This is a genomic window from Legionella maioricensis, from assembly GCF_023618015.1.
GTDB classification, from domain to species: domain Bacteria; phylum Pseudomonadota; class Gammaproteobacteria; order Legionellales; family Legionellaceae; genus Legionella; species Legionella maioricensis.
The window spans coordinates 76,280-103,008 of the sequence record NZ_JAJKBJ010000012.1 but is presented as its reverse complement, the minus strand read 5'-3'; the positions used below and the strand labels follow the sequence as shown (position 1 = coordinate 103,008).

The window sequence follows — 26,729 nt, the reverse complement described above, 5'->3', positions numbered from 1 at the left end:
GGATTAAATCCTCATGTTTTCTTCTCTGGAAGCGTTCTTTCGCTATAATCTTTGCTAATCAATCATCAATAGGTATAGACAAAATAAATAGGGTATTATAAATTGACCCTTTTTATCAGGAATATTGAATGCGTATTGCCTTAGTGGTTGAATACGATGGAAGCCGATATCATGGCTGGCAAGCGCAAACCGGCTTGCATACTGTTCAACAAGCAGTTGAACATGCTTTATCAAAAGTTGCCGATAGTACTATTGCAGTAGTATGTGCTGGTAGAACCGATACGGGCGTTCATGCTACGAACCAGGTTATTCATTTTGATTGCGTCAAAGAGCGCACGATTCGCTCTTGGATACATGGCGCTAATTCCTTTTTGCCCAAAGATATCTGTGTTAAGTGGGGCAAGGAGATGCCCGATGATTTTCATGCCCGTTATTCTGCATTGAGCAGGCGATACCGCTATGTCATTTACAATGGGGCAATCAGACCGGCTTTACTGCGTAGCAATGTTACCTGGCAGTACAGGCAGCTGGATCATCGTTTAATGCATCAGGGGGCACAAAGCCTGTTAGGGGAAAATGATTTTACTTCTTTTCGCTCTGTTGAGTGCCAATCGAAGACTCCTATGCGTAATATTCATCAAGTTCAAGTTTCTCGTTCTGGTGAGTTGATAATTATCGATATAACTGCAAATGCTTTTCTACATCATATGGTAAGAAATATAGCCGGTGTATTAATCGCTGTAGGTTCTGGCAAACATCCTGTTTCATGGGTCAATGAGGTTTTGCAGGCTAAAGATAGAAAGCTGGGTGCAGAAACGGCTCCTTCATATGGTCTCTATTTAGTGCAAGTCAACTTTCCTCAGAAGTTTGCTCTCATACAGAATAATCCTGGCCCTTTATTTCTATGGGAGAAATAATTGAATTCATCTCGTACACGAGTCAAAATGTGTGGCATGACGCGTGCTGAAGATGTGGCCCATGCTATAGCTCTGGGAGTTGATGCTATTGGTTTGATTTTTTATCCTAAAAGTCCTCGCAGCATCACTATAGAAAAAGCCAGGGTTTTATTAAAAAATATTCCTCCATTTGTGGATGCAGTGGCCGTTTTGGTTAATCCTGAAGAGATTTTTGTACATCAAATAATAGAAGAGCTGCCTATCCAATTATTGCAATTTCATGGTGATGAATCTCCAGAGTTTTGCCAACGTTTTAATAAACCTTTTATTAAAGCCATACAACCTCAAACTAGCGGTCAAATTCAGCAGGTAATGAAGGAATATTTAAAAGCGAGCGCCATACTTCTCGATACGCCCTCGGAAACGAGTAGAGGAGGAACTGGGATTGCTTTTGATTGGCAGATTATTCCTCAGAGTTTACCCAAGCCGTTTATTCTGGCTGGCGGTCTTAATGAATTTAATGTTTTGGATGCGATTAAAGTATCTAAACCTTATGCAATTGATGTATGCAGTGGAATTGAGGCTACGCCTGGTGTAAAAGATCATAAAAAAATGAGTCAATTTGTTAAGGTATTATGGGGCATATAATGAGTAAAAAAGAACTTCCTGATGAACATGGTCATTTTGGTCCATATGGTGGTGTATTTGTAGCAGATACCTTAATTCATGCTTTAAAGCAGTTAGAACAAGGTTATGCCAAATATCGTAATGATCCAGAGTTTCTCGCTGAATTACATATGGAATTAAAAGATTATGTAGGTAGGCCTAATCCTTTGTATCATGCTGAGCGGTTAAGCAATCATGTAGGTGGTGCGCAAATCTATCTTAAACGTGAAGATTTAAACCATACTGGTGCGCATAAGATTAATAATACAGTGGGACAAGCATTACTTGCCAAACGAATGGGGAAAACCCGGATTATCGCTGAAACAGGCGCCGGGCAGCACGGGGTTGCATCTGCAACGGTAGCTGCAAAATTCGGTTTCGAATGTGTTGTTTATATGGGTTCAGAAGACATTAAACGTCAGTCAAGTAATGTTTATCGCATGAAATTATTAGGAGCAGAAGTTGTTCCGGTAACCTCTGGTTCAAAGACGCTTAAAGATGCTTTAAATGAGGCGATGCGTGATTGGGTTAGTCATGTGGATGATACTTTTTATATCATCGGGACTGTTGCAGGACCGCATCCTTATCCCCAAATGGTTAGAGATTTTCAGACCATCATTGGTGTTGAGGCGCGCGCGCAATTCCTGAAAAAAACTGGCCAACTGCCCGATGCTCTAGTGGCCTGTGTGGGTGGTGGTTCCAATGCAATTGGTTTATTCCATCCCTTCTTAAATGATCGAACTGTGGCGATTTATGGTGTTGAGGCAGGAGGAAAGGGTTTAGAAACAGGGGAGCACTCTGCTTCGCTTATTGCAGGGAAACCTGGGGTCTTGCATGGTAATCGTACGTACTTACTTTGTGATGAGTATGGTCAGGTAAAAGACACTCATTCAGTTTCCGCAGGTCTGGATTACCCAGGTGTAGGTCCTGAGCATGCTTATTTAAAGGATACTGGTCGAGTGACTTATGAGGCAATCAATGATGATGAAGCGCTTAATGCTTTTCGCATGCTGACGAGAATAGAAGGAATTATTCCTGCTCTTGAGTCAAGCCATGCCGTAGCCTATGCTATGAAATTAGCTAAAACCATGTCCAAGAAGCAGAGTATCATCGTTAATTTGTCAGGTCGCGGTGATAAAGACATACATACAGTTGCCACTATTGATGGCATTACAATTTAATAATTTTATTTTGACACTTATTCGGGTACCTTATGAATCGAATTGATCGGAAATTGGCACAGCTTAATGCTAGTGGTAAAAAAATGCTAAGTCCTTATATCACCGCAGGAGATCCTAATCCTGGTATGACGGTAGAGTTGATGCATGAATTGGTAAAAGCAGGTGCTGATATTGTGGAACTGGGTATACCGTTCTCTGATCCAATGGCCGAGGGGCCAGTGATTCAACATGCTATGGAACGAGCACTGGCTTATTCTGTTCATTCTCAGGACGTACTCCGGATGGTCAAAGAGTTTCGACAGAAAGATAAAGATACGCCAGTAATCATTATGGGGTATTTAAATCCTATAGAACAGTACGGCTATGATCTTTTTGCTCAACATGCCACCGATGCGGGAGTAGATGGGACTATATTGGTTGATTTACCGCCTGAGGAATGTGAGGGGGTTGCCCGGGTTTGGGAAAAGCATGGTTTATACAGTATTTTTCTTTGCTCACCCACCACATCAGATGAACGTATGGCTTTGATTAATCAATTCGCCAAAGGTTATCTGTACTATGTTTCGTTAAAAGGAGTTACAGGGTCGGATTCGCTTAATATTTCAGCATTGCAAGCCCAGTACCAAACTCGAAAAGCGCAAACCAAGTTACCTTTGATGGTAGGATTTGGCATCAAAACACCAGCGATGGCAGCAGAGATTGCCCATTTTGCCGATGGAGTCATTGTTGGCGCAGCACTGATCACGAACATTTTACAAGCTCATGAAACTAATAAAAATGCGTTGCAAGCAGGAGCTTCTTTAATAAGCTCTATGCGGCAGGCAATCGACAACAATGGAAAAATGCAATGACAGAAATTACTGAAAAACGGGCTCATTTTATAAGACAATTGATTACTGATGAGTTGGCTAGTGGCAAACACCAGTCTGTGGTCACTAGATTTCCGCCTGAACCCAATGGATATTTGCATGTGGGACACGCCAAGTCTATTTGTTTGAATTTTGGTTTGGCCGCAGAGTTTGGCGGAATCTGTTTTTTACGATTTGATGATACAAATCCTATAAAAGAAGAGGATGAGTACGTCAAAGCCATCATTGATGATGTTCGCTGGTTAGGGTTTGAATGGTGTGCCATGACTCATTCATCCGATTATTACCAGGAACTTTATGATTTTGCTGTTTTATTAATAAAAAAAGATATGGCCTATGTGGACAGTCTTAGCATGGAAGAGATTCGTGCCTATCGGGGAACCCTACAAGAGCCTGGGCGGGAAAGTCCTTATAGAAATAGACCTATAGAGGAAAGCCTGGATTTGTTTCATAGAATGAAAGCAGGTGAGTTTGCAGACGGAGTTCATGTTTTACGGGCCAAAATTGATATGAAATCCGGCAACGTGAATATGCGCGATCCCGTTTTGTACCGTATACGCCATGCCCATCATCAGCGTACTGGCGATGCCTGGTGTATTTATCCTATGTATGATTATGCTCATCCTATATCGGACGCTTTAGAAAAAATTACTCATTCCTTATGCACTTTGGAGTTTCAGGATCATAGACCACTATATGACTGGCTGGTTGATAATTTGCCTTTACCAGCAAAGCCTGTGCAAACTGAATTTGCCAGATTAAATTTATCCCACACGGTTACGAGCAAACGCAAGTTGCGCGAGCTTGTTGAAAAAAACGTAGTAACAGGATGGGATGATCCGCGTTTGCCTACCTTACGTGGTATGCGTAAACGAGGTTACCCGCCAGCCGCTATTCGTCAATTTTGTGAGATCATCGGGATATCGCGTAGTGATTCAGTTATTGATATGTCTCTATTTGAGGAGTGTGTCCGTGCTGAACTAAATAAAACAGCAAAACGCGCGTTGTGTGTTATGGATCCAGTAAAAATTGTGATAGAAAATTATCCTGAAGGTAAAGTAGAGCAAATTAAGGCTAATTTTTACCATCAAAATCCAGAATCTCCCAGCAGAGAAATACCTTTTTCTCGAGAGTTATTCATAGAGCGTTCTGACTTTATGGAAGATCCTCCTAAAAAATATTTTCGGTTATCTCCGGGAGCCGAGGTACGTTTGCGCCACTCCTATGTAATTAAATGTCATGAAGTAATAAAAGATGCCCAAGGTGAAATCATCGAGTTACGCTGTACTTATGATGAAAATACTTTAGGTAAAAATCCTGAGGATCGCAAAGTCAAAGGAGTGATCCACTGGGTTTCCTGTGCCCAAGCGCATCCAATAACAGTTTATCAGTATGATCGATTGTTTACGGATCCGAATCCTGCTCGTGAAGAAGATTTTCTTCAATTTTTGAATCATGATTCATTACAAACTTTGCAAGCATTTTGTGAGCCTTCCATGGCAAATCAACCTGAGGGCGAAGTTTTTCAATTTGAGCGACTGGGTTACTATTGCGTCAATAAAATAGTGAATGGTGAAGTAAAAGTTTTTCATCGTGTTGTTGATTTAAAAGATACTTGGGACAAGGTAAACTAAGGAGCAGACATGTTGCATTTGTATAATTCTTTAACCCGAACAAAAGAACCATTTATTTCCCTGAGACCTGGGAAAATTGGAATGTATGTCTGTGGAATTACGGTTTATGATCGCTGTCATTTGGGCCATGCACGCTCTATGGTGGCTTTCGATGTAATGGTACGTTATCTGCGCTCCCAAGGATTTGAAGTAACCTACGTACGAAATATTACGGACATCGACGATAAAATTATAACTCGAGCCAATGAAAGAGGCATATCCATTGAGGAATTAACTACTCAATATATTTCTGCTATGCATGAGGACACCCGTGCTTTAAAAATTCTACCCCCTGATTTTGAGCCGCGCGCAACAGGACACATAGAAACAATTATCAATTTAATTCAGCGTTTACTGGATAAAGGTCATGCCTATGTTAGTGACAATGGGGATGTGTGTTACCAGGTTGATTCTTTTGCTGACTACGGCAAATTATCTCATAAAGATCTTGAGGGTTTAGTTTCAGGGGCGCGTATTGAGATTGTAAAAGAAAAACGCTCTCCTCTGGATTTTGTTTTATGGAAAAAGGCAAAGTTGAATGAGCCCAGTTGGCCCTCACCGTGGGGAGATGGGCGTCCTGGTTGGCACATTGAATGTTCGGCCATGGCGATGCATGAACTGGGTGAACAATTTGACATTCATGGTGGCGGTCTGGATTTACAATTTCCTCATCATGAAAATGAAATTGCCCAAAGTGAGGCAGCCACCGACAAGCCCTTCGCTAATTACTGGCTTCATGTGGGCATGCTGCAAGTCAATAATGAAAAAATGGCTAAATCAACGGGTAATTTTTTCACTATTGCTGATGTACTAAAAGATCATCATCCGGAAGTCATTCGTTACTTTCTGCTGACTAGTCATTATCGTAGCCCATTGAATTATTCTGAAGAGAATTTATTAAATGCTAAAAAAGGCTTAACTCGGCTTTATCAAGCGATTAAAGAAGTTCCTGCTATAGTGGATGGCGAAGTAGATGCTCATTGGTTGGAGCAATTTAATCATGCGATGAATGATGATTTTAATACTCCAGTTGCATTATCTGTTTTATTTCAATTAAGCCATGAAGTGAATAAAAATAATTCAGCAAATTTAGCTACTACTTTGAAGCATTTAGCCGGAATTATGGGCTTTTTACAGGAAGATCCGGCCTCATTTTTACAATCAGGTTTTGCAGAAGATGATAAGGCAGCCATTGAACAATTGATTAATGAGCGAATTCAAGCAAGAGCAGATCGTAACTGGGCAAGAGCTGATCAGATAAGAGCTGAATTATTGAGTCAGGGAATAGAGCTGGAGGACGGTGAAAAGGGCACTTCCTGGCGTAAAATTTCTCAGTAAAGTAGAGTAGGGTTGGCGAGTTTTTATAATATTATTTTGGTGAAATCTCTCGGTTATACGGGGGGCGTACCAATTAACTTTCGTTAGTCCCGTGTTTATTGCTTGTTTCTGAAATTCCCGTCATTGCGAGCACAGCGAAGCAATCCTGAGTATTGAACACTAAACCCTGGATTGCTTCGCTGTGCTCGCAATGACGAAGCCCTTATAGTACTTAGTCGAAGCTTATTCAGTGATTTTTAATTTTGAGAAGTTACACGAAGAATTTCGGCCAGAGCAGTATCACCAACAAGCACTCGTTTAAACCCATCATCACGGATACTTGGAGTGGTGGGCCTTAAGTAAGCCTCTAACGTTTGCATGTTTTCATTGCGATGAATCATTCCTCTTAGAGTTTCATCTATTGTAATGAGCTCATAGATACCTGTTCTTCCTCTATACCCCAAATGATTACATAACTCGCATCCATGCGGTTCAAATACTCGCGATACATCCGCATCAGGTGCAAGTCCCATCAATTCCTTTTCATCTTGTCTTAATTGATGAGGTGTTTTGCAGTGAGGGCATAATTTTCTTACTAAACGTTGAGCAATAAGTCCGACAATACTTGATGACATTAGAAATGATTCAACACCCATGTCACGTAGTCGGGTTAGGGCTCCCAGTGCACTATTAGTATGCAAAGTAGATAGTACTAAATGTCCTGTTAAACTTGCTTGTACGGCAATTTCAGCTGTTTCCAAATCGCGGATTTCTCCAATCATTACTACATCCGGATCTTGTCTAAGAATAGCCCTTAAGCCTTTGGCAAAAGTCATCTGTACTTTGGTATTGACTTGGGTTTGTCCTATTCCTTCTAAATCGTATTCTATGGGATCCTCAATAGTTAAAATATTTCGGGTGACCTGATTTAATTCGGTCAGCATTGCATAAAGAGAAGTGGTTTTACCTGATCCCGTTGGACCGGTTACCAGAATAATCCCATGCGGTTCTGCGATCATTTTGCGCATGGCTTTTAGTGTTGATTGAGGCATGCCCAAAAGATTTAAATCGAGCTGGGCTGCTTGTTTATCTAATATCCTTAATACGACACGTTCGCCATGATTAGAAGGCAGAGTAGAGACCCGGACATCAATATTATGTCCGCCAATACGAAGTGAGATGCGGCCGTCTTGAGGAATACGTTTTTCCGCTATATCCAATTTAGCCATGACTTTGACCCTGGAAATAACCAAAGGGGCAATAGCCCGTTGAATTTCAAGTACTTCCTGCAGAACTCCATCGATTCGGTTGCGAACCAAAACTCTGTCCTCATAGGTTTCTATATGAATATCAGAAGCTTTTTGCTTGATTGCCTGAGTAAATAATGCATTAAGCAGTCTTATTATAGGGGCATCATCCTGGTTTTCTAATAAATCTTCACTGACGGGAAGTTGGCTGGCTAATAATGAGAGATCCATGTCTTCTTCCATTCCTTCAGCTGCATCCAGTATGGAGGATTTCGATTGATAGATATGGGCCAGATGTTGTTGGAATGTTGTTTCATCAACTTGTTTCAACTCTAGATCGCATTGCAACAGACGTTTTACTTCCGCAAATGCCTGCAAAGAGGTATTAGGCAAATGATAGATTAAAGCACTATGATTTTTAATTTCACCCACCACAACTCCATTGTTCTTAGCGAAACTATAAGGTAGACGGTGTGACTTTTCTTCAATATCCATAATCTATTTAGTCATTTCAGGTAAATGTGCCGCTGGACGGGTAAAGGGTCTGGGTAAAGGCACTTGGGTCCATGGAGGCAGAACTGTTTGGGTATTGCTTTGCTCATATTCCTCTTGAGAACGGAGCCAATCCAGTTGATATTGGCGTACATCATTATATTTATCACCCGTTACCTGTAAATTATCTCTTTCATTGCGCAGAATAATCGGTTTAATAAACACCATGAGAACTCGCTTATCTCTGTTGCGGATGTTGTGTTGAAATAATCGGCCTATCCCCGGGATATCCCCAAGTATTGGCAGGCGATTATTATCATTACCCAGACTGTCTTGGGTTAGTCCTCCTAAAACAACCACATCACCACTTTCAACGTGTACTGCAGTGACTATGCTGCTAATCCTAAACGTTGGGTTAGTTGTGCTGTCCGTTGTGCTTGCAGGATCCAAGGTGTCATTGCCTTGATCGATTTGCAGTTGAATACCTTGCCCATGAGTAATTTGCGGTCTTACATAAAGATGTAACGCTACATTAACCCTGTTAAATGTGGTAAAGGGACTTGCAGTTGTTGTGCCGTTAGCATTGTTGGGATAGCTTGATGCGGCAACGGATACTTGCTTACCTACCAATATTTTGGCTTGGCGATTATCAAGAACAACGACAGACGGGGTTGATAAAATATTTGCTTTTTGTAGTCGAGCCAGTGCATAAATTTGCGCTTGAAAATCGGCAATTTTAGTTTTGCTATTAAGAATGGCAAAGCCTGGCCTAAAGTTTTTAGGATCACCCGTTTGTTGATCTGAGCCCCATTCTATACCCAGGTTATTGACATCGACTTGGTTGACCTCGGCTACTAAAGCCTCAATTAATAGTTGTGCTGGTTTAATATCCAATTGAGAAATAACATTTTTTAAAATACGAATAATAGAAGAGGGGGCATTAATAATGATGGAGTTAGTATTAGGCTCCGCTATAATTTGCACTGTTGGTTTCGTCGTGCCTTCATTCTGCGTATTGGCCGAGGTAGTATTTGCTGTCGCAGCAGGATTGGCTGTGGGTTGTGGGGCGACATTCCCTGATAATGAATTTTGCCCATCTGATGAGCCGCCCATAGCAAGATTTGATGCTGGATTGGTGCTATCTAATACAGGCCGCGTAATTGTGCCAATAGTTGTTCCTACATTACCACTAAAATTTGCTTGAGCAATTCCGGCAAGTATAGGTACTAAATCTTCTGCTCTTAAATAATGAAGATAGACCACTTGAGTATTGCTGTTTATCCCTGCAGAACTTTCTCTGTCTAATTTTAAGATTAACATGCGAAGTCTGATTCTATCCGTTTTACTGCCACTCACTAAAATAGCGTTAGATCGGTCATCGGCTGCGATAGTCATTTGAGATCTGCCGCCCATGCCGGTTGGCTGCGTCTTGACCAGATCTTTTAGGGTATTGGCGATATCCATTGCTAAAGCGTGCCTTAAGGGAACCATATCAATGCCAGCTGATGAGGAGCTGTCGACTTGTTTGATGATGTTGGCAAGACTTTTAATGTTATTGGCACGTCCGGACAAGATAAGCATATTAGATGGGGCATAGGCAGAAACGCTACTCCATTGAGGCATTAAAGGCCTGAGAACCGGGACAAGTTGTTCCGCGGGAACATAATGGACTGGTACCACGGCAACCATCATGTCATCTCCCTGAGGAGGATTTCTTATTTCATTAATCAGATCGGGAGATTGAGTTTTGGCATCAATATTAGGAATAATTTTAATGATGTCGCCATTAGGAATAGCCGCATAGCCTGAAACCTGAAGGACAGAAAGAAAAACCTGATATAGAGCGTGATTAGACATCGGCGTGGACGATACTATAGATATTTTTCCTTGAACCCGCGGGTCAATCACAAAATTTTTACCCGTTACCCTTGATACTTCAGTGATTACAGCACGAATATCTGCATTGCGTAAATTCCATAATTTACTTGCAGGCGGGAGGGTGGGGTTCTGCTCCTGGATTTTGGGAATCGGACTGACATGCAAAGACGATTTTTGCTCATTAGTGGAGGCTTTTCCCTGATTATTGGTTTTTTGAGATAGTTTATCTTTTAGAGCCCTTGCAGTCTGATAATCATTGATAGGACCAATTTGAACGAGATAAAGACTTTTGTCCGCAAGATTTTTGATTTCCACATCCTGGTTGACAAGTCCCGCAAGTTCTTTTTGACGTAATTTCGCATCTTTTTCTAAATTAAATGCTCCAGCCTGAAGATAAAAAATAGTATTACCATTTTTGGTTACGGTGGAAATATTTACATCATTAGCATAAGTGAACGAAAAGCATATCAAGGCTAAAAATAAAACTACTAAAGAGCGCATTTAAAAACCGTAAAGTCATGAGTAATAACATAATAACTAAAATTATCGGCTTACCATAGCTTTTTTGCTAACTTACGTGAGGAATTTTTATATTGGGAGATGGTGGCTATGGGTGGACTCGAACCACCGACCTCAGCATTATGAGTGCCGCGCTCTAACCGGCTGAGCTACATAGCCACAAGAGGCGTGATTTTGTCGTTTTCACGCGTTTATGTCAAGTCTGTTAGAAGTTTTTTTTTCATTTTTTATGCCCATAATTTGGATAATGCATTGAAGTGTACTTATATTGATCTTTTATAACAATTTTTATTAAATTTATTGCTGACGTGGAATAAAGAGAGTTGAGCAAGACAAGCCCTCATCCACCCATACGTTATCTCGAGCGTTAGCGAGAGATCTCTTAAATGTGGTATTTGGGTATATCCAGGAGAGCTCTCGCTAACGCTCGAGATGACGTATGAGTTGAGTAAGGTGGTAAGCGCAATTAAAGAATAAAGTATTAGGAAAGTTATTGAAAAGGCTTTTATTTAATTGACGTTATGTATTGGAGATATTTCTCACGGACCATCTGGTCCGCGAGAAAATTAAGAAAAACTAGATAATTAACAGGAATAGTGCGCCTGGCCCTCGTAGTACCTGAACAAGCAATTCCTGTTTTTTCTGTTGAGCAACAGTTTGCAGTCCTTTAACGTCCTTGACTGGAATTTTATTGGCAGAGATTATGATGTCCCCGGGCCTTAAACCTGCGCGCCATCCCGCACTGCTTTCAGATGCACCTACCACCTGCACTCCAACAACATTACCATGAGGAGGTGATTCTTGTTCAAAAGATCTGAGTGCTAATCCATAAAGGAAAGGGTTATTTGATTGCAATTTTTGCTCATGAGCTTTTATATCCGTAACAACAGCACTTAAGGTTAAAGGTTTGCCATCTCGTTGAACCATTATTTTAGCCGTAGTTCCCACTCTTAACAGGCTAATTGTTGTTTTAACCTGAGTTGCCTGAGTTATTTTTGTATCATTAATTTGAACAATAATATCGCCAGATTTTAAACCAGCAAGTTCAGCAGGCGAGTTTTGATTCACTTGAGATACAAGAGCACCCTGGAATTCTTCAGGGTATCCCAGAGATTGAGCCAGTTCAGGAGTTAAATGTTGCACAAATATACCCATTAGGCCTCGGTGAATTGAACCAAATTTTATTATTTGCTGGGTGACGTCTTTAACCATATTGATAGGAATTGCAAAACCAATTCCTACGTTACCGCCATAAGGAGAAAGAATTGCTGTATTAATCCCGATCAGCTCCCCTTTGGCATTGACTAAAGCACCACCTGAATTTCCTGGGTTAATAGCCGCATCAGTTTGAATAAAGTTTTCCACCCCTTCAATATTTAAATCACTACGTTTTAAGGCACTCACAATCCCAAAGGTCGCTGATTGACTGTTACCAAAACTGTTTAAACCAAAAGGATTTCCAATAGCTACTACAAAATCACCCACTTCAAGCTTGTCTGAATCGCCTATAACGAGAGATTTTAAATTTTTAGCATCAATTTTTAAGACGGCGAGATCTGTTTCACTGTCACTACCAATCAGGCGTGCTTTTAAACGTCTGCCATCCTGGAGGGTCACAGTAATTAAATTGGCATTACGGATCACGTGATCATTCGTGATGATAACTCCATTATTGGGATCTATAATTACCCCTGAGCCAATGCTTTCAAATTTACGGCCTTTTTCCGGCATTTTGGGCTGAGGCTTATTATTTTGATTGTCATCTTCACTGGCAGCTCCAGGCGCATTGGCGTCACTAGGCAAGTAACCTTGAACGGCAACATTGACAATCGCTGGCATTATATTTTTTAACACTGGTGCTAGGCTGGGTATTACGGGCTCTTCAGCTGAATAAGCAAAAGGCACTGTCAAAAGCAGCAGAGCGCCTATGAACAATTTTATACGAGTTATCATATTATTAATCCTGATGTTGATCATTAAACCATATTAAAGTTCCTATTCTACCTGTTTGCGACTGTCTTCGATAGGAATAGAACTCATTTTTTAACTCAAAGGTACAGAAACCGGACTGGTAAACGGCATTAATGCCCTTTGCGTTAAGAACTATCTCAGCAATTTTAGGTAAGTTAGCTAACCATTTTGCATTTCTGGGTTCAAAAGCCGTTTTACTCAAAGGATATTTGGTCGTAAAAGCCTGATATACTTCCTCTCCTACTTCATAGCATTTCTGGCAGATGGCGGGTCCTATCCAGGCTAAAAGCTCTGAAGCATTGCTGTTCATCTTGTCTATAGTATTTTCCACAATGCCATTAAATAATCCTTTCCATCCTGCATGGATAGCTGCAATCTCGGTTCCTTGCGTATTGCATAGCGTAATAGGCAAACAATCAGCAGTAAGAATGACTAGCGGATGCAAACGAGAATGGCTTATCGCCGCATCAGCATTTCTATTGGAGTCTTTTTCAGCAATGACACAGGTTGTGCTATGGGTCTGGTCTAACCATACTGGTTCGCCAGGCAATCGCAAAAGCTCTACTAACTGCTGTCTGTTTTGCATTACGTGAGTTTCATTATCGCCGACATGCAATCCCAGATTATTTAAATCATAGGGAGGTTGGCTAAACCCGGAGTAACGAGTAGTGCTTAGCGCCGTTATATTTTTTGGTGCTGGCCAATTTGCCAATTTAGTCTTCATAATGCTGATCCATCGTGTTAAGAAGTAATTTGAAATCATCAGGCAGAGGAGCCTGAAAAGTTAGTTCTTCATCTGTTTGAGGATGATAAAATGCAATAGAGCAGGCGTGCAGAGCTTGCCTTTTAAATTGTTGCAAAACGGTTTTCAGTTGTTCGCTGGCATTAGCTGGAAATCGCATACGCCCACCATAGAGTTGGTCTCCGACTACTGGATGATTGATATAAGCTAAATGAACCCGGATTTGGTGCGTACGACCTGTCATGAGACTGACATCCAGTAATGTGAAGTCTTTATATTGTTTCTTAACAGTATAATGGGTAATTGCTTGTCGCCCTTGCCCTGTCACGGTCATTTTCAATCGGTTTCTGGGATGCCGGCCAAAACCAGTATCTATTGTCCCTCCGGAAATAATATGGCCTTGAACTAAAGTAATATAATGACGTTGTATTTCTCGTGCTTGCATTTGGCGGATTAGTGAAGTGTGGGCTGTCAGAGATTTAGCCACGATCAATAATCCGGTAGTATCTTTGTCTAATCGATGAATAATTCCAGCTCGAGGTAAATGTTTTAGACCAGGAGCATGATGGAGTAGGGCATTTACTAATGTATGCTCTCTATTTCCCGCTCCAGGGTGTACCACTAAGCCTGCAGGCTTATTCAGAACAAGTACTTCTTCATCTTCAAAAATCACATTTAAAGGAATGTCTTCAGGCTCGCACCGATTAAAATCAGGGTCAGCTTCGACAAAATCAACATTAAGTTCAATAAGATCGCCACCCAAAGTCTTATCCTTGGGTTTGCAGGGCTTATGATTCATGGTGATAGCCCCGGTTTTAATCCAATTGCTGATTTGTGAGCGAGAATATTCGGGTAGTAGTTGGGCGAGCACACTGTCAACACGTTGGCTATGGTACTCGCGAGGTACTGTTATTTGTTTTTGTAAATGGTCTATCATTAGGCTGTTTGCGTCTCCTCTGTTTCAATGAGACGTCCTCTTAATGAATTGGGTAGTGCATCACTGATCTGAACAGTAACAAATTGGCCTATTAAATTAGCGGGGCCATCAAAGTTAACAACGCGATTGCATTCAGTTCGACCGGCCAGTTGCTGGGTGTCTTTTTTAGAGAAGCCAGTAACTAAAATTCTTTGTGTGCTGTCTATCATCGATTGGCTGTAACGGGACGCTTGTAATAATAACCTATTTTGTAAAATTTGAAGTCTTTGTTTTTTGACCTCTTGAGGGGTATCGTCAGCCAGATTAGCCGCTGGAGTGCCGGGCCGTGGACTGTAGATAAAGCTGAATGACGTGTCAAAGCCTATTTCATGAACTAAATCCATAGTATCTTGGAAATCTTTATCCGTTTCACCCGGAAACCCTACAATAATATCAGTTGATAAACGAATGTCTGGACGAACTTTTCGTAATTTTCTAATTTTAGATTTAAACTCTAAAGCGGTATAACCTCGCTTCATTAACCCCAAAATCCTATCGGAACCACTTTGTACTGGTAAATGTAAATGATTCGCCAATTCAGGAACCTCTGCGTAGGCATTGATTAAATTATCCGAGAAAGCGAGAGGATGAGATGTGGTAAAGCGAATTCTTCCTATCCCATCTATTGCTGCAATATAATGAATGAGTAAGGCCAGATCAGCTGTATCGCCATTTTCCATTGGACCACGGTAATCATTGACGTTTTGGCCGAGTAAATTAATTTCTCTTACACCCTGGGTAGCGAGTTGATAACATTCAGCTAAAACATCATCAAAAGGTCTGCTTATTTCTTCTCCACGAGTATAGGGAACGACACAGAAACTACAATATTTGCTGCAGCCTTCCATAATGGATACAAAAGCGGTGGGGCCTTCTGCTCGAGGTGCTGGCAGATGGTCAAACTTTTCGATTTCCGGGAAACTAATGTCTACAACAGACTTTTTCTTTTCAAATCGTTCATTAAGTAAAGCTGGAAGTCGATGCAATGTCTGGGGGCCAAACACGATATCTACGAAAGGAGCTCGCTTAATGATATCAGCACCTTCCTGGCTTGCCACACAACCACCGACGCCAATGACGACGTGAGGGTTTTTGGCTTTATATTCCCGCCATTGTCCCAGCTGTGAAAACACTTTCTCCTGAGCTTTTTCACGTATAGAACAGGTGTTGAGTAATATTACATCTGCTTCTTCTACTTGGTCTGTTTTAACTAAACCATGAGATTCTAGTAATACTTCTGCCATTTTAGATGAATCATATTCATTCATCTGGCAGCCATTTGTTTTAATATATAATTTTTTAGACATATTAATTCTACTTTTTTAAACGCGGTATTATTTCATTAATGAGCACTTTGGCAATAGGTTTCTTTGATTCTTGGTAAAATAAATAGCGCAATGAGCATACCAAGAGGAAGAATCGCCAAAGCCGTGTGATAGGCGGACAGTGGATATAGTCTTACTGTTCCTGTCATTTCTCCTTGCCACATTTTATCAAGAATATAACCTATAAGTGGTTGTGCTAAAGCTATTCCCACCATATTCATCATATTCATAAAACTTAAACCAGTAGCAACATACTTTTTATTGCATAACTCTTTAGCTACTGTAAATGCAGGCAAAAAACCGGCAGAAAAGATACCAAAGGAAAAGAGAAGAAATTCCATGAGAAAAGAAGAAGTAATAGGTGCGAAGATAAACAAGGTCGAACAAATTAAAGCACCTATACAACCTATATACATTGGCGGTTTACGCAAACCAATACGGTTGGAAAATATGCCCCATAAGGGACTGGCAATCGCCCAGCCGATGAATACTAAAGAAACATAATTAGCTGCAGTAGCTTTAGCAATATGCATTTTATTTATTAAAAATGGAACGCCCCATAGTCCGCAAAACACTGGTGTTGCCATGTACATCAGTCCACCATATGTAGCAACAAGCCATAATTGTTTGTTTTTTATCAATGCAAGGAAACTCGGTACTAGGCGTTCTTCTTCAATAGGATGGTGGTGGGTTGCCGGAGTGTAATTTTGGGGGGTATCTCGGGCTATTAATACAATTAAAGTGGACAAAACAAGACCAACAGTACCCATAATGATCATACTATGACGCCAACCAAAACTGTCAATTAGCAATGCTAAAGGAGCCTCTCCACCAATTGCGCCCATCATACCAATGGTAACCATTAAACCAGTTAATAAGGCAAATTTTTGTGCAGGAAACCAATTTGCTGCTAATTTCATGGTGCCAACCGCTGCAAAAGCGGAACCAAAACCAATCATGAGTCGTGCGACGCAAGCCATAAAGAAGCTGTCGGTCATTCCAAAAGCAATGGTACTTACTGCGCATACAACGGTAGCCAGAGTTAATAATCGATGAGGGCCAAAATAATCCATTAATACACCACCAGGTAATTGCATGGCGGCATAAGAATAAAAGTAGATACCCGATAAAATACCTAAAGTTTGACTAGTAACTGAGAAGTCTCGCATTAACTCATTGCTCATTACACTGGGTGATACTTGTAAGAGACATTCATAAAAATAAAATAAGCAGCCTAATCCCCATACCATCCAAGGCATTAATGATTTGATATTTGATTTTTGCATTGATTCCGACTGCGTATGATAATGAGCCATTATTATATAATTCTCCTGATTTGCCCAATTCGATTGATTTTGCGAGATTTCTTTGATCAAAACGAGTGATACAAGATGATGTTTCTTTATATCTTACTGCTTAGTCAATAACGTGATTTTTTTTAATCACAAATTCACTTTATACGTTAACATACAAATATATAAATTTCACTAAATAAAATATTATCAGCTTGTCCAGTATTTGTCTATCAAGATGAAATTTGATTGACTATTGTTCATTAGGATCATCCGGAGCATCTAATATGACCCGAGTTCCTTTCATTCCTCCTCCGGGAACATCAACAAATTCTTCATTTAACCAGCGCGCATCTTCAATAAACATTCTAACACAGCCATGACTTGCTCTATATCCTGGTACTTCATAGCTTCCATGCAGGGCGTACCCTCTGAAGAAATGCATGCAGTAAGGCATTAAGGCGCCACCACTTTCACCGTTACTTCTTCTTGGGAAAACGGTGGAAACACATTCGATGTCCTGTTTTCTTATAACACGGAAAGAGCCGGTAGGAGTGCCGCAACCTCCAGCTACTCTGCATTTGCCTATCCCAGAAGAGATAGGTCCCCACCAAAGTAATTCTCCATCCTGATCATAAGCTCCCCAGGCTAATTTCTTTTGACTGACATAAATTGTTTTTTCGCCATCTGATTCTATATATCGCGGGAATGGAGAAACGTCGTAAATGGTTAGCCGATCAATATTTTTAGGCACCGCAATGGTCATTCCAGGATGAAGGCTAACATTCATACGATTAATACGTCGGACAATATCTCTTTCCTCAACATTTGGAAATAGACTCTCCCATGATTCGCCACTTTTAATTTTCATACAAAAATAATCGGGAGAATTGCATAAAGTTTCACCAAATCGCTTATAAGCAAAAGCAAATGGAGTCGTGAGTATGAGGTAGGTTAAGACTATGATTGATAGTATAATTTTTTTCATAATCACCTCGATTATAGTTCTCTAATTTCTTTAGCGGCACAATAAAAAATAACTTTACTATTTAAAGTTATTTAAAGTTATTTAAAGTTATTTAAAGTTATTTAAAGTTATTTAAAGTTATTTAAAGTTATTTAAAGTTATTTAAAGTTAGATATGTATAAGCAATCTCTCAATATCACGAGAATTCGCGGTGCTCATGCTCTCCCGTATTACACTACGTTACATACGGGCTACAATAATAAGTCAATGCTATTTAAAGTAGCCCGGATGAAATCCGGGAGAGCATGAGCACCGCGAATTCTCTTTGGGTACATGATCGCTAAAAGTCACTCATTTTTTTGTGATCAAATAAAAGCCATGAATGTTTGTTGCTTGTCGGCCGTCACGAATGAGACCAACCCCAGTGAATCTCTAAAGATAGAACAGAACGTGTTGAAATAGCAAATGAGTTAGTTATTCTTTTACCTCACTTTCTGAACTGGAATTAATGGATTGCCAGGCTTGATGTACTTCAGCCAGTAATAAATTTGATTGAACTAATAAGTCTTCGTCATTATTTAAGTTTGCTTTTAATAATATGCGTTGAATGTAGTCGTACAGTTGCAGTAAATTTATAGCAATTTCTCCACCTTGTTCGTGGTTTAGGCTTGTCTTTAGTCCTTCAATGATATTTAAGGCTTTGCCAATATGTTCGCCTTTTTCTTTGATCTGGTTACGCTGAATATTGCCTTGAGCCGTTGCTATATGGGATCTGGCTCCCTGCAGCAGTAGTTCTATAAGTTCGTGAGGAGAGGCAGTATCAATACGGGTTTGTAATTCAATTGACTTATATTGATTTAAAACTTGGTTGTATGGATTTTTCATGAGCATAGCCTTGTATTATTTAGTGGTTAACTTTGGTAAAGCGGCCAGTTGTTGAGTAAGAAAACTACTGGTACTTTGCATTTGCGTTAACAAAACATCCAAAGCATTAAATTGTTTTAGATACCTGTTTTGTACACTCACACTGCGAGCGTCTATCTGAGTTTGAGTTTTACCTAATTCAGTAACTTGCTTGTTTAATTGTTTGGTGCGCTGATCTAAATCGCCAGTAGTAGCATCCATATAAGAATCGAGAAACTGGTTCATCAAGACGGCTATACCATCATTAACAGCAACTTTCCCGCGAGCACCAGTACTTCCTGAAAGTACTTTGATGGATAATCCACTTAATTCACTACTTCCATTAAGGGTAACTCCATCAGTTGATGTGGCAGGAGAAGTGCCAATAGTACCGGACATACTTACCCCAGGAGTAAATTGTGTTAAAGAGACATCATATTTTCCTGCTGGGACTCCAGCACCAACGGAGTTGATGCGTATATTGCTGTCTGTTGCCGTGGCGGTTTTAGCAAATAAGGCTCCAATATTTGCATAATTAGTACTAAGAGCCGCGTTGTATTTATCCTGATTAATTTCCAGTAGACCATTATCAGTGGTAGTAATACCCAAATCAGCTAATGATTGAATTGGATTGGTACTTTGGGATAGAGGAGAGGTTGCCCACTTGCTTAGATTAAGTTTCAAATTTCTAAATTGGGGATCTCCTTGAAATATACCACTTTGTTTGGTGTCTTTGTTATAGCCTGTTAAATTAGTCAAAAGAGTTATACTGTCATTGTATTTTTTTACAAAATCATTTACTAAAGTAGTCAGTTGATCTTTATTATCATCCACCGTGAAGGTAGTGATTGTTCCCAGTTCAGCCTTCTTCAAATTAAGTGTTACTCCAGAAATTGCATCTTGAAGTTGATTTGTGCTTTGAGTAAGTGTCAGACCGTTTATTTTAACTACGCTGTTTTGTGCAGCAATGGTTTCGGTTAAGTCATTATTGCCTATGGTGGGATCATATTTTAATGCTGTAATGTTACTGTTAACCTGCATTGCATAATTTTCACCTGTCTTTGAGGAGGTGAGTGTTAGCCTTGAGCCTTGGTTATCTGTGACGATACTGGCAGTGACTCCTGAGTTAGTATTATTAATGGCATCACGAACCGCAATAAGGCTATCACTTCCTGGAGCGATAGTAACCGTAACAGGGGTTGCGCTGGCATTGGCTGTAAACGTCGTTTTATTTGCATTATAAGTACCAAAATTAATAGTGATGCTGCCGCTACCTACACTTGTGGTATTGAGATAACCGCTGGCGAGACTTTGTTGTTGTGCCAGTTTTTGGATTTCTACTTGATAAGTACCTTTTACTGCCTGAGGGGTTAATGTGGCGGACAGAAAGTCGGTATTGCTAACCGAGTATTTCATATTATAAAAGTTGCTAATATCGGATAAATTGTTCAGGGAGGTTTGTAGACTTGCTAAAGAGCTTTTTAATTGGCCTACAGCCGAGAGTTCGGTATTAACACTGCTTAGTTGATTGTCATGTCGCGTTTGCAACGGGGTTATTTCCGCCTTTACCAAAGCATCAACAAGTGTTTTGACATCAAGACCTGATCCAATCCCTGGAGATGATAGACTCATAATATCCCTTATCTATGTTATTAATCTGTATTTTTATTTCTATGTAACAACAAATAGATTCATTTATTAAATGTGCTTATCTATAGAACCATTAATTATTTCATCAAGCAAACTTAATAAATGCAAATATTCGTCCGAAGGCATTTTACGTATTACTTTATCTGTGATTTTGTCGGTTACTATCGCTTGCAGCAATCCTGTTGCCTCATCCAGAGTATATTTCATATCGGAATCGGCCAGTGACCCTGCACTGCTAGTTTTATTAACAGGTTGACTTGTTTTTTCAGGTAATTTTACAGTGTCATTTTTTATTATCGGGCTTATTGGTTTTAAAGGGTCAATATTCATTTTCTACTCCTTTTATACCCTGATTATAGATTAGAGTATAAAACTAAAAAACTCCAGTGCAACATTCAGTTGCACTGGGGTTGCTAGGTCCTATCCTAACAGTTTAAGTACAGATTGTGGCATGCTATTAGCTTGCGCTAACATCGCGGTTCCTGCTTGTTGCAAAATTTGATTCTTGGTTAAATTGGCCATTTCAGCAGCATAGTCAGCATCCTGGATACGGCTTCGTGCAGCTGACAAGTTGTCTGATACATTTTGCAGGTTGGCAATTGTAGAGTCAAAGCGGTTTTGCAACGCACCCATGTCTGCTCGGTTGGCGTTAATTGTGCCTAACGCCGCATCGATTCTCATGATTGCAGTTTGCGCACCAGCGGCAGTACTCACATCCAATGAATCAATACCTATGGTATCTTTTGCTATAGCTGCGCTCAGTCCTATATTCGCTACAGTACCGCCAATGGCAATGGTATCAGCGGCATTGATGGTTAATTTTCCGCGTAATAAAGAAGCAAAGGGACCAGCAGTTACAGTAATACCGTCAGTACCTGCGGTAAAACCAGTACCACTTTCAGTCACAGAAATATTACGACCGTCAGCGGCAGTCAAGGTCAAATTACCACCATTAAGTGTAGCAATAACCCCGGTTTGGTTGCTCACTCCATTGATTGCATCGCGTAGAGCAGAGGAAGTTAACGCGGTAGATACGTCCGTACCACTAAATATAGACACTCCATTGATATCTAAATTGTAAGTATCCCCTGCAGTCCCCCCAATAGCTCCCAGTGTTTGAGTGCCAGAGGTTGATGCAGTCACTGAAAAACCAGCATCAGTTAAGGCTGCCGCCTTGGCATAAGCAGAGGTTCCATCTTGTGACGATAGCGAACCTGCAAAGTTAGCAGAAGAGTTGATGGTTTTAGCTGCTCCGCCGCCAATTGCAACCGTAATGTCGGCAGCAACTGCAGCACCTACTGTACTACCAGTAGCAGTCGCTATACCACCGATAGAAGATGCTTTCGCACTTCCTATAGAAAAGCTAATGGTTTGGTTTGAGTTAGCCCCAACCTGGAAGCTGGCATTAGAAAACGAGCCATCCAGAATTCTTTGACCGTTAAATTGGGTATTTAATGCAATTCGGTCAATTTCACTTTTCAGCTGATTTACTTCAGATTGAATTGAAGCGCGGTCAGTGCTGTTATTGGTTGAGTTAGCTGCTTGAACTGCCAGCTCACGCATACGTTGCAGGAGGTTCGTTGATTCCTGCATCGCACCTTCAGCCACCTGAGCAAGTGAAATACCGTCATTCGCATTTCTTACCGCCTGGTTCATCCCTCTTATTTGTGCTGTCATACGTTGAGAAATTGCAAGACCTGCAGCGTCATCTTTCGCACTATTAATTCTTAAGCCAGATGATAACCTTTGAATTGCTAGAGACATCGCACTCCCTGATACTCCTAAGTTACGTTGGGCAGTAAGCGACGTTACGTTAGTATTAATTACTTGTGCCATTGTAGTCTCCTCAGACCTGAATCCCTGGTTTGGGACATTTACGATTCAGTAAATTTATTTTTTTGTAAATTTACCGTACCCACCAAAGTTATCGGAAAAGTGCAAAAAAACTTTAGGGCTTTATACGATTTTTTTTTTTTTAAGAGATGGTTTGATTAATAAAATCAATGTGTTGTATTTATGCACACCAGAATTAAATTTTCTATTTTTTTGAAATTGATGATTCTTTTTATTATTTCGATGAGCTGCTGATAAAAGGAGTTTGAGTATCAAAGTGTAAAAAAACTGTAAAAATAAAAAACAAGTTCAATTGTTCATATTTACTTAATATAACAGGCATAGAATTAGTATATAAATAATCAATTCAGGTTTTGATTGTTAAACAGATCCAACATTGGGGGACTTATGGCTGATATATTCAAAGCATTAACAAAACTTAAAGCAGAACTCGATCATATTAATGGTAGAACTTTAGCTGAAAGTCGTGAAGATCTTAATAATACTTCTAAATCTGCCCAATTATTTATTAATCCAGATCTTCTCCCTGAATTTATTAATCCAGATCTTCTCCATGAAGGAGTCATTAAAGGTGTTACCGATAGTGATGCCCAAAGAGATTATGCTGATCATGTGCTGCAAGCCGTATGGAATATTGCTCATCATGCCTCAAGAGGATATACGGTTGCGCTTTGGAATAGAAATACAATTACTGAGGCTTTTGCGTATTTAGACAGAACTCGGGTACCTAAAATTATTGATGAGAAAACCTATGCTGTAGGTAAAGCATTACAAGCTTTTTTGCAGGAAGCTTTAACGCAAGAAGCACTTAATAATGTACCTGAGGTAGGTGGGGCCCGGAATTTAGTAAAGAATACTTTGGAGGGAATGCAGACTATATTAAATCAAAGATTACATGTCTATGAAATTCACCAGCCTAAGAAAGTTAGTGATACCGTTAATCACCTCAAAATTACAATGGAGAGGGGATCTGAATGGGATAAGGCTTTAAGAGCATTTGAGCGAAGAGTTGATCCTAATCCATATTGGAAATTTATTCCGCAAGAGTTGGATTCCAATTATCATGCTTTAGAAGAAAAATTACATATCCTGGATGAGTATGATGATTTCTTTGCTAGAGAAGCAGAGGAATTTAGAGAATATAGTAAGCAATGGAAAGACAATGGTCTGGCTGAGAATTTACCAGATACCGTGACTTCATCTTATTATATTCGTGCGCTTGCAGAATCAGCATCTCATCAGAAAATAGTAGAGGAATTAGCTAAGGTTTATAATTCTTCAAATTATAAAACATGGAGTGAAAATGCTGGCCGTTTATTTACGATTACTTATGAAGCAACAGAGGGAAAAATAGAGAGAATTGAAATACAGGCAAAAGAAATAGTGGCTATGCAGCGACAAATGCTTGTAAACCGAATTGAGGATTCTAAATCATTGGCTGTTTTTGAACGCAATCTTCAGGAGGCTGTTGATACTCCAGAAACTATTCCGTCATTAATGGAAAATTCAGAAATACCAGCTTCTGAGGATATAGAATTTTATAATAATTTAAATAAAAACCTCGAAAGTCATCGTGTGAGTCTTTCAAAATCTAAACTCTCATTAGAGAAGAAAATTCGTAATTTTGAAACAGATAATCCTTTGCCCCCGATAAAAGAAGCTGAGCATAAATCAGCCTTTGAGGCAGTGCGCACGAAAGCAAAACAACAATTAACTAGTGAAGTTGAGGCTATTGAACAGCAAATAACTGTCGTTAATTCCCTTTTAGCAAAAGTAAAGACTAAGGTGACTTATTTAGGCGATGAGCTTGCAAAACAATCTGAGGACGGAAGAAAAAACAAACTAGAAGAGGTTGGAACGCGTATTCGAGAAGCATTTAGACAATTGCATGAGAAATCTCATCCAAAACGAGTAGAGGCAGAAGTTCAATCTCACCGCTTTCTGGAAGGATATACTCCTGCAGTGGCAGCAATAGAGAAGGAGTATGCTCCTCAAATCAGTGCTTTAGATGAAACAATCTCTACAACTCATTCCCAAATAAGTTCCAAAGAACATAGCCTTGGGGCGATCAATCAACAAAATATTGAACGCAAAAATCTACTGAAAACGTCACGCGCGGAGCTTGAACAATTTAAGGAAATTTTAGAAAAAGAGTCAGGCATATACATCCCCTCTACAAAAATTCCTAAAGAATTATTAATAAAATATCTGGAATGCAACGAGAAAATAGCGGAATTTATTGGTGAGATGTACCAGACAGAACAAGCCTCCAATTATTTTTATGGTTTTAATCCCACCAATATTTATAACAAATACCGTCATCATGCTTCTATACTTGGACCAAGTGATTTTGATTTGGATATAGGTGCCATAATTGATTACATCTCCGAAAAAATTGAATTAATTGATCAGGAAATGCAGATTGATGTAACAAGTGATTTGAGCGCCCCTTCCCCTTCAAAGAATTATCTCTTAGGTAAGGGTAACTTATGGGAATTGCAAAAAGAGTATCAAAAAATACGGCAAGAAAAAATTGCACTAGAACTACAAAGCAAAAAAGATGAAGAAACTCAGCAAAAAATGACTGCAACAATGACGACAAAGCTGAATGAATGGAATGAGGCAAAAGCTGCAAAAGAAGAGACCGCTGCTTTTGCGACCCTGGAAGAAAAAATGAATACTCAGGATCACCTACAAGCGATGGTTGCTTTAAATGCTTATGAACTTGAGTTCAAATTAGCTGATATTGAAAAAGAACAAAAAGGTTTAGACGACATTATTAGAGCCCTTGATACAATGGATGATAAAGAGTCCCTGAAATATTTAGAGGGTATGCGCGATAAAATTGCGTTAATTGATGTCGATAAAATGATGGAGTCCAAGCCTGACCACAGAGTTTATTCCGGTACCGAACTTCAACGTCACATCCATGACTCACTAAGTGCGCTCCAGAAGAGTTTGATTAAGCTCCGATCAGAGGATCAAGCCACTATCGACAAATCTGAGGTGTTTAAAAGTAAATTAGGAGCCTTAGAGGTTGAGTTTGAAGAGCTGAAAGCAAAGAGCGCTCGTTTGGATTCCTCTCTTGAAAAAATTAGAGAAGCTCATGTGGAGAAAATGAAAATTCTCAATGAGAAAAAAGACACACTTATTGCTTTGAATCAATTTACTGAAATTGAAGATGCTTTGCGAACTAAGTATATTGATGTGATTAATGATACTGCCATTAGGCCAGACAATAGAGAAGCTCGCGAAATACTGATTGAGGAAATGGAACAATTCAAGGAAACTAATTTTGGACCTCTAAAGGATTTTAAAGTACATCCTAATGAGTCCGTAAATGAAAAACATCAAAGCGCCCTTCAAGCTGCCCATAAACTTGAAGACTATTTGGTTAAACTCAAATTAGACAGAGTAGAAGAAGATACGGATTCATTTATAAAAAGATTTTCTGAGATTAAAGGGTTTTCTGTAAAAAATAGAAGCGAAAGGAATGCTCTGTTAGATGATATTGAGAAACTTAAGATACGTGAAGGAGACTTCTTAGCAAAGCTTGCGGATTCAGACTCGGAAGAAATTCAACAGAAACTACGAGCGATTAGCCAAAATATGGAGCAAATGGATGGAATAAAAAGTCAACTTACTCCTTCTGCGGTGTCACGACTAACATTTTTTGGTGCCAAAGGTGTTATGGAGAATGAGGTAACAGCAGAGACTGAATTGGCTATGGATTCTATCCGTAAGAGCTATTTTGAACCCGAAGTGGGGATTTTTACCCAGTACTTGCAAGAGAGAGCTCAACAATTTTGGTTGAAAGATTTATTCAGATCTCTTGCCGCGTTCACCTTGGGATGTTTTGGTTACAAAACCGACGCCCAAGAGCGAGAAGAGTATTTGAAAGGGTTGGAGATAGTATTTAATAGGTACCACAACGAATCAAAAGGAGCTCTAGTACTTGCTGAAATTGAAAAAGGCCAGAAGCTATTTTCTCCTCGAGCCAAGGCTGGGGAAGATGGATATAACGACTCTTTGCATTCTAAGCTGGAATCACTTAAAGAGAGTTTAACGCCAATTTATGCAAAAGGTATAGAGCCTGAAAATAAATTAGAATTAAGTCAATAATCTAACTCGTCGCGAAATGACTATACCATGAGTAGCCCGTACAAATGACGGGCTATGTCCCATAGCCGTCAGGCTAGGCATTTAACTGCAAACAAGTTGCGTAAAAACGTGTCGATTCCGCTTAGGAGGGGAGCCATTTTGCATTAGCATTGTACTAAAACAGGAATGGATTTCTGGCTGCGTAGGAAA

General features: G+C 39.9%; 19 protein-coding genes and 1 tRNA gene. 7 read left to right on the top strand and 13 right to left on the bottom strand.

Annotation, left to right across the window (positions count from 1 at the left end; translation table 11 throughout):
• Positions 1-128 precede the first annotated feature (128 nt).
• From truA to cysS, 6 genes are read left to right on the top strand one after another with little or no spacing between them, the layout of a single operon-like run.
• Entirely contained in the window at positions 129-917 is a 789-nt protein-coding gene (gene truA, locus LOX96_RS11140) for a tRNA pseudouridine(38-40) synthase TruA (RefSeq protein WP_250421561.1), read from the top strand.
• The gene (locus tag LOX96_RS11135) at positions 918-1,544 is read left to right on the top strand and encodes a phosphoribosylanthranilate isomerase (RefSeq protein ID WP_250421560.1); all 627 of its coding nucleotides are present in this window, start codon (positions 918-920) and stop codon (positions 1,542-1,544) included. It abuts the gene before it with no gap.
• Positions 1,544-2,743 (top strand): tryptophan synthase subunit beta, encoded by a 1,200-nt coding sequence (gene trpB, locus LOX96_RS11130; protein WP_250421558.1) that lies wholly within the window; start codon positions 1,544-1,546, stop codon positions 2,741-2,743. The genes LOX96_RS11135 and trpB overlap by 1 nt, the downstream gene beginning before the upstream one ends.
• Before the next feature lie 32 nt (positions 2,744-2,775).
• Positions 2,776-3,594, top strand: coding sequence for a tryptophan synthase subunit alpha (trpA, locus tag LOX96_RS11125; protein ID WP_250421557.1), 819 nt, complete (start codon positions 2,776-2,778; stop codon positions 3,592-3,594).
• Positions 3,591-5,246, top strand: coding sequence for a glutamine--tRNA ligase/YqeY domain fusion protein (locus tag LOX96_RS11120; protein WP_250421556.1), 1,656 nt, complete (start codon positions 3,591-3,593; stop codon positions 5,244-5,246). Before trpA ends, LOX96_RS11120 begins: the two co-directional genes overlap by 4 nt.
• Before the next feature lie 9 nt (positions 5,247-5,255).
• Positions 5,256-6,623: a cysteine--tRNA ligase gene (cysS, locus tag LOX96_RS11115; RefSeq protein ID WP_250421555.1), complete on the top strand. Its 1,368-nt coding sequence runs from the start codon at positions 5,256-5,258 to the stop codon at positions 6,621-6,623.
• A 236-nt stretch (positions 6,624-6,859) separates the two neighbouring features.
• Here cysS and lspE read toward each other — a convergent pair whose 3' ends face one another.
• The 13 genes from lspE to LOX96_RS11050 form a co-directional block, all read right to left on the bottom strand.
• On the bottom strand, positions 6,860-8,344 hold the full coding sequence (lspE, locus tag LOX96_RS11110) for a GspE family T2SS ATPase variant LspE (protein ID WP_250421554.1): 1,485 nt from the start codon (positions 8,342-8,344) through the stop codon (positions 6,860-6,862).
• Between the two features lie 3 nt (positions 8,345-8,347).
• The gene (gene lspD / locus LOX96_RS11105) at positions 8,348-10,720 is read right to left on the bottom strand and encodes a GspD family T2SS secretin variant LspD (RefSeq protein WP_250421553.1); all 2,373 of its coding nucleotides are present in this window, start codon (positions 10,718-10,720) and stop codon (positions 8,348-8,350) included.
• A gap of 100 nt (positions 10,721-10,820) precedes the next feature.
• Positions 10,821-10,897 (bottom strand) — tRNA-Met (locus LOX96_RS11100).
• A gap of 417 nt (positions 10,898-11,314) precedes the next feature.
• Positions 11,315-12,691, bottom strand: coding sequence for a Do family serine endopeptidase (locus LOX96_RS11095; protein ID WP_250421552.1), 1,377 nt, complete (start codon positions 12,689-12,691; stop codon positions 11,315-11,317).
• 4 nt (positions 12,692-12,695) lie between these two features.
• On the bottom strand, positions 12,696-13,433 hold the full coding sequence (gene pgeF, locus LOX96_RS11090) for a peptidoglycan editing factor PgeF (RefSeq protein ID WP_250421551.1): 738 nt from the start codon (positions 13,431-13,433) through the stop codon (positions 12,696-12,698).
• Complete coding sequence (gene rluD / locus LOX96_RS11085; RefSeq protein WP_250421550.1) at positions 13,423-14,388, bottom strand: 23S rRNA pseudouridine(1911/1915/1917) synthase RluD; 966 nt, start codon at positions 14,386-14,388, stop codon at positions 13,423-13,425. Before rluD ends, pgeF begins: the two co-directional genes overlap by 11 nt.
• A complete protein-coding gene (gene miaB, locus LOX96_RS11080) occupies positions 14,388-15,734 on the bottom strand; it encodes a tRNA (N6-isopentenyl adenosine(37)-C2)-methylthiotransferase MiaB (RefSeq protein ID WP_250421549.1) in 1,347 nt (448 codons plus the stop codon). Before miaB ends, rluD begins: the two co-directional genes overlap by 1 nt.
• 35 nt (positions 15,735-15,769) lie before the next feature.
• The gene (locus LOX96_RS11075; protein WP_250421548.1) at positions 15,770-17,068 is read right to left on the bottom strand and encodes an MFS transporter; all 1,299 of its coding nucleotides are present in this window, start codon (positions 17,066-17,068) and stop codon (positions 15,770-15,772) included.
• Positions 17,069-17,297: 229 nt separating this feature from the next.
• Positions 17,298-18,032 (bottom strand): L,D-transpeptidase, encoded by a 735-nt coding sequence (locus LOX96_RS11070; protein WP_250421546.1) that lies wholly within the window; start codon positions 18,030-18,032, stop codon positions 17,298-17,300.
• A gap of 453 nt (positions 18,033-18,485) precedes the next feature.
• On the bottom strand, positions 18,486-18,902 hold the full coding sequence (gene fliS / locus LOX96_RS11065) for a flagellar export chaperone FliS (protein ID WP_250421545.1): 417 nt from the start codon (positions 18,900-18,902) through the stop codon (positions 18,486-18,488).
• A 9-nt stretch (positions 18,903-18,911) separates the two neighbouring features.
• Positions 18,912-20,546, bottom strand: coding sequence for a flagellar filament capping protein FliD (gene fliD, locus LOX96_RS11060; protein WP_250421544.1), 1,635 nt, complete (start codon positions 20,544-20,546; stop codon positions 18,912-18,914).
• A gap of 66 nt (positions 20,547-20,612) precedes the next feature.
• Positions 20,613-20,894, bottom strand: a complete 282-nt coding sequence (locus LOX96_RS11055) for a flagellar protein FlaG (RefSeq protein WP_250421543.1) — start codon at positions 20,892-20,894, stop codon at positions 20,613-20,615.
• 90 nt (positions 20,895-20,984) lie between these two features.
• Complete coding sequence (locus LOX96_RS11050) at positions 20,985-22,400, bottom strand: flagellin N-terminal helical domain-containing protein (protein ID WP_250421542.1); 1,416 nt, start codon at positions 22,398-22,400, stop codon at positions 20,985-20,987.
• 405 nt (positions 22,401-22,805) lie between these two features.
• On the opposite strand from LOX96_RS11050, the gene LOX96_RS11045 reads away from it, so the two are divergent.
• Positions 22,806-26,540 carry a hypothetical protein gene (locus LOX96_RS11045; RefSeq protein WP_250421541.1) on the top strand — a complete coding sequence of 1,245 codons (3,735 nt, stop codon included), beginning with the start codon at positions 22,806-22,808 and terminating at the stop codon, positions 26,538-26,540.
• The last annotated feature ends 189 nt before the right edge of the window (positions 26,541-26,729 follow it).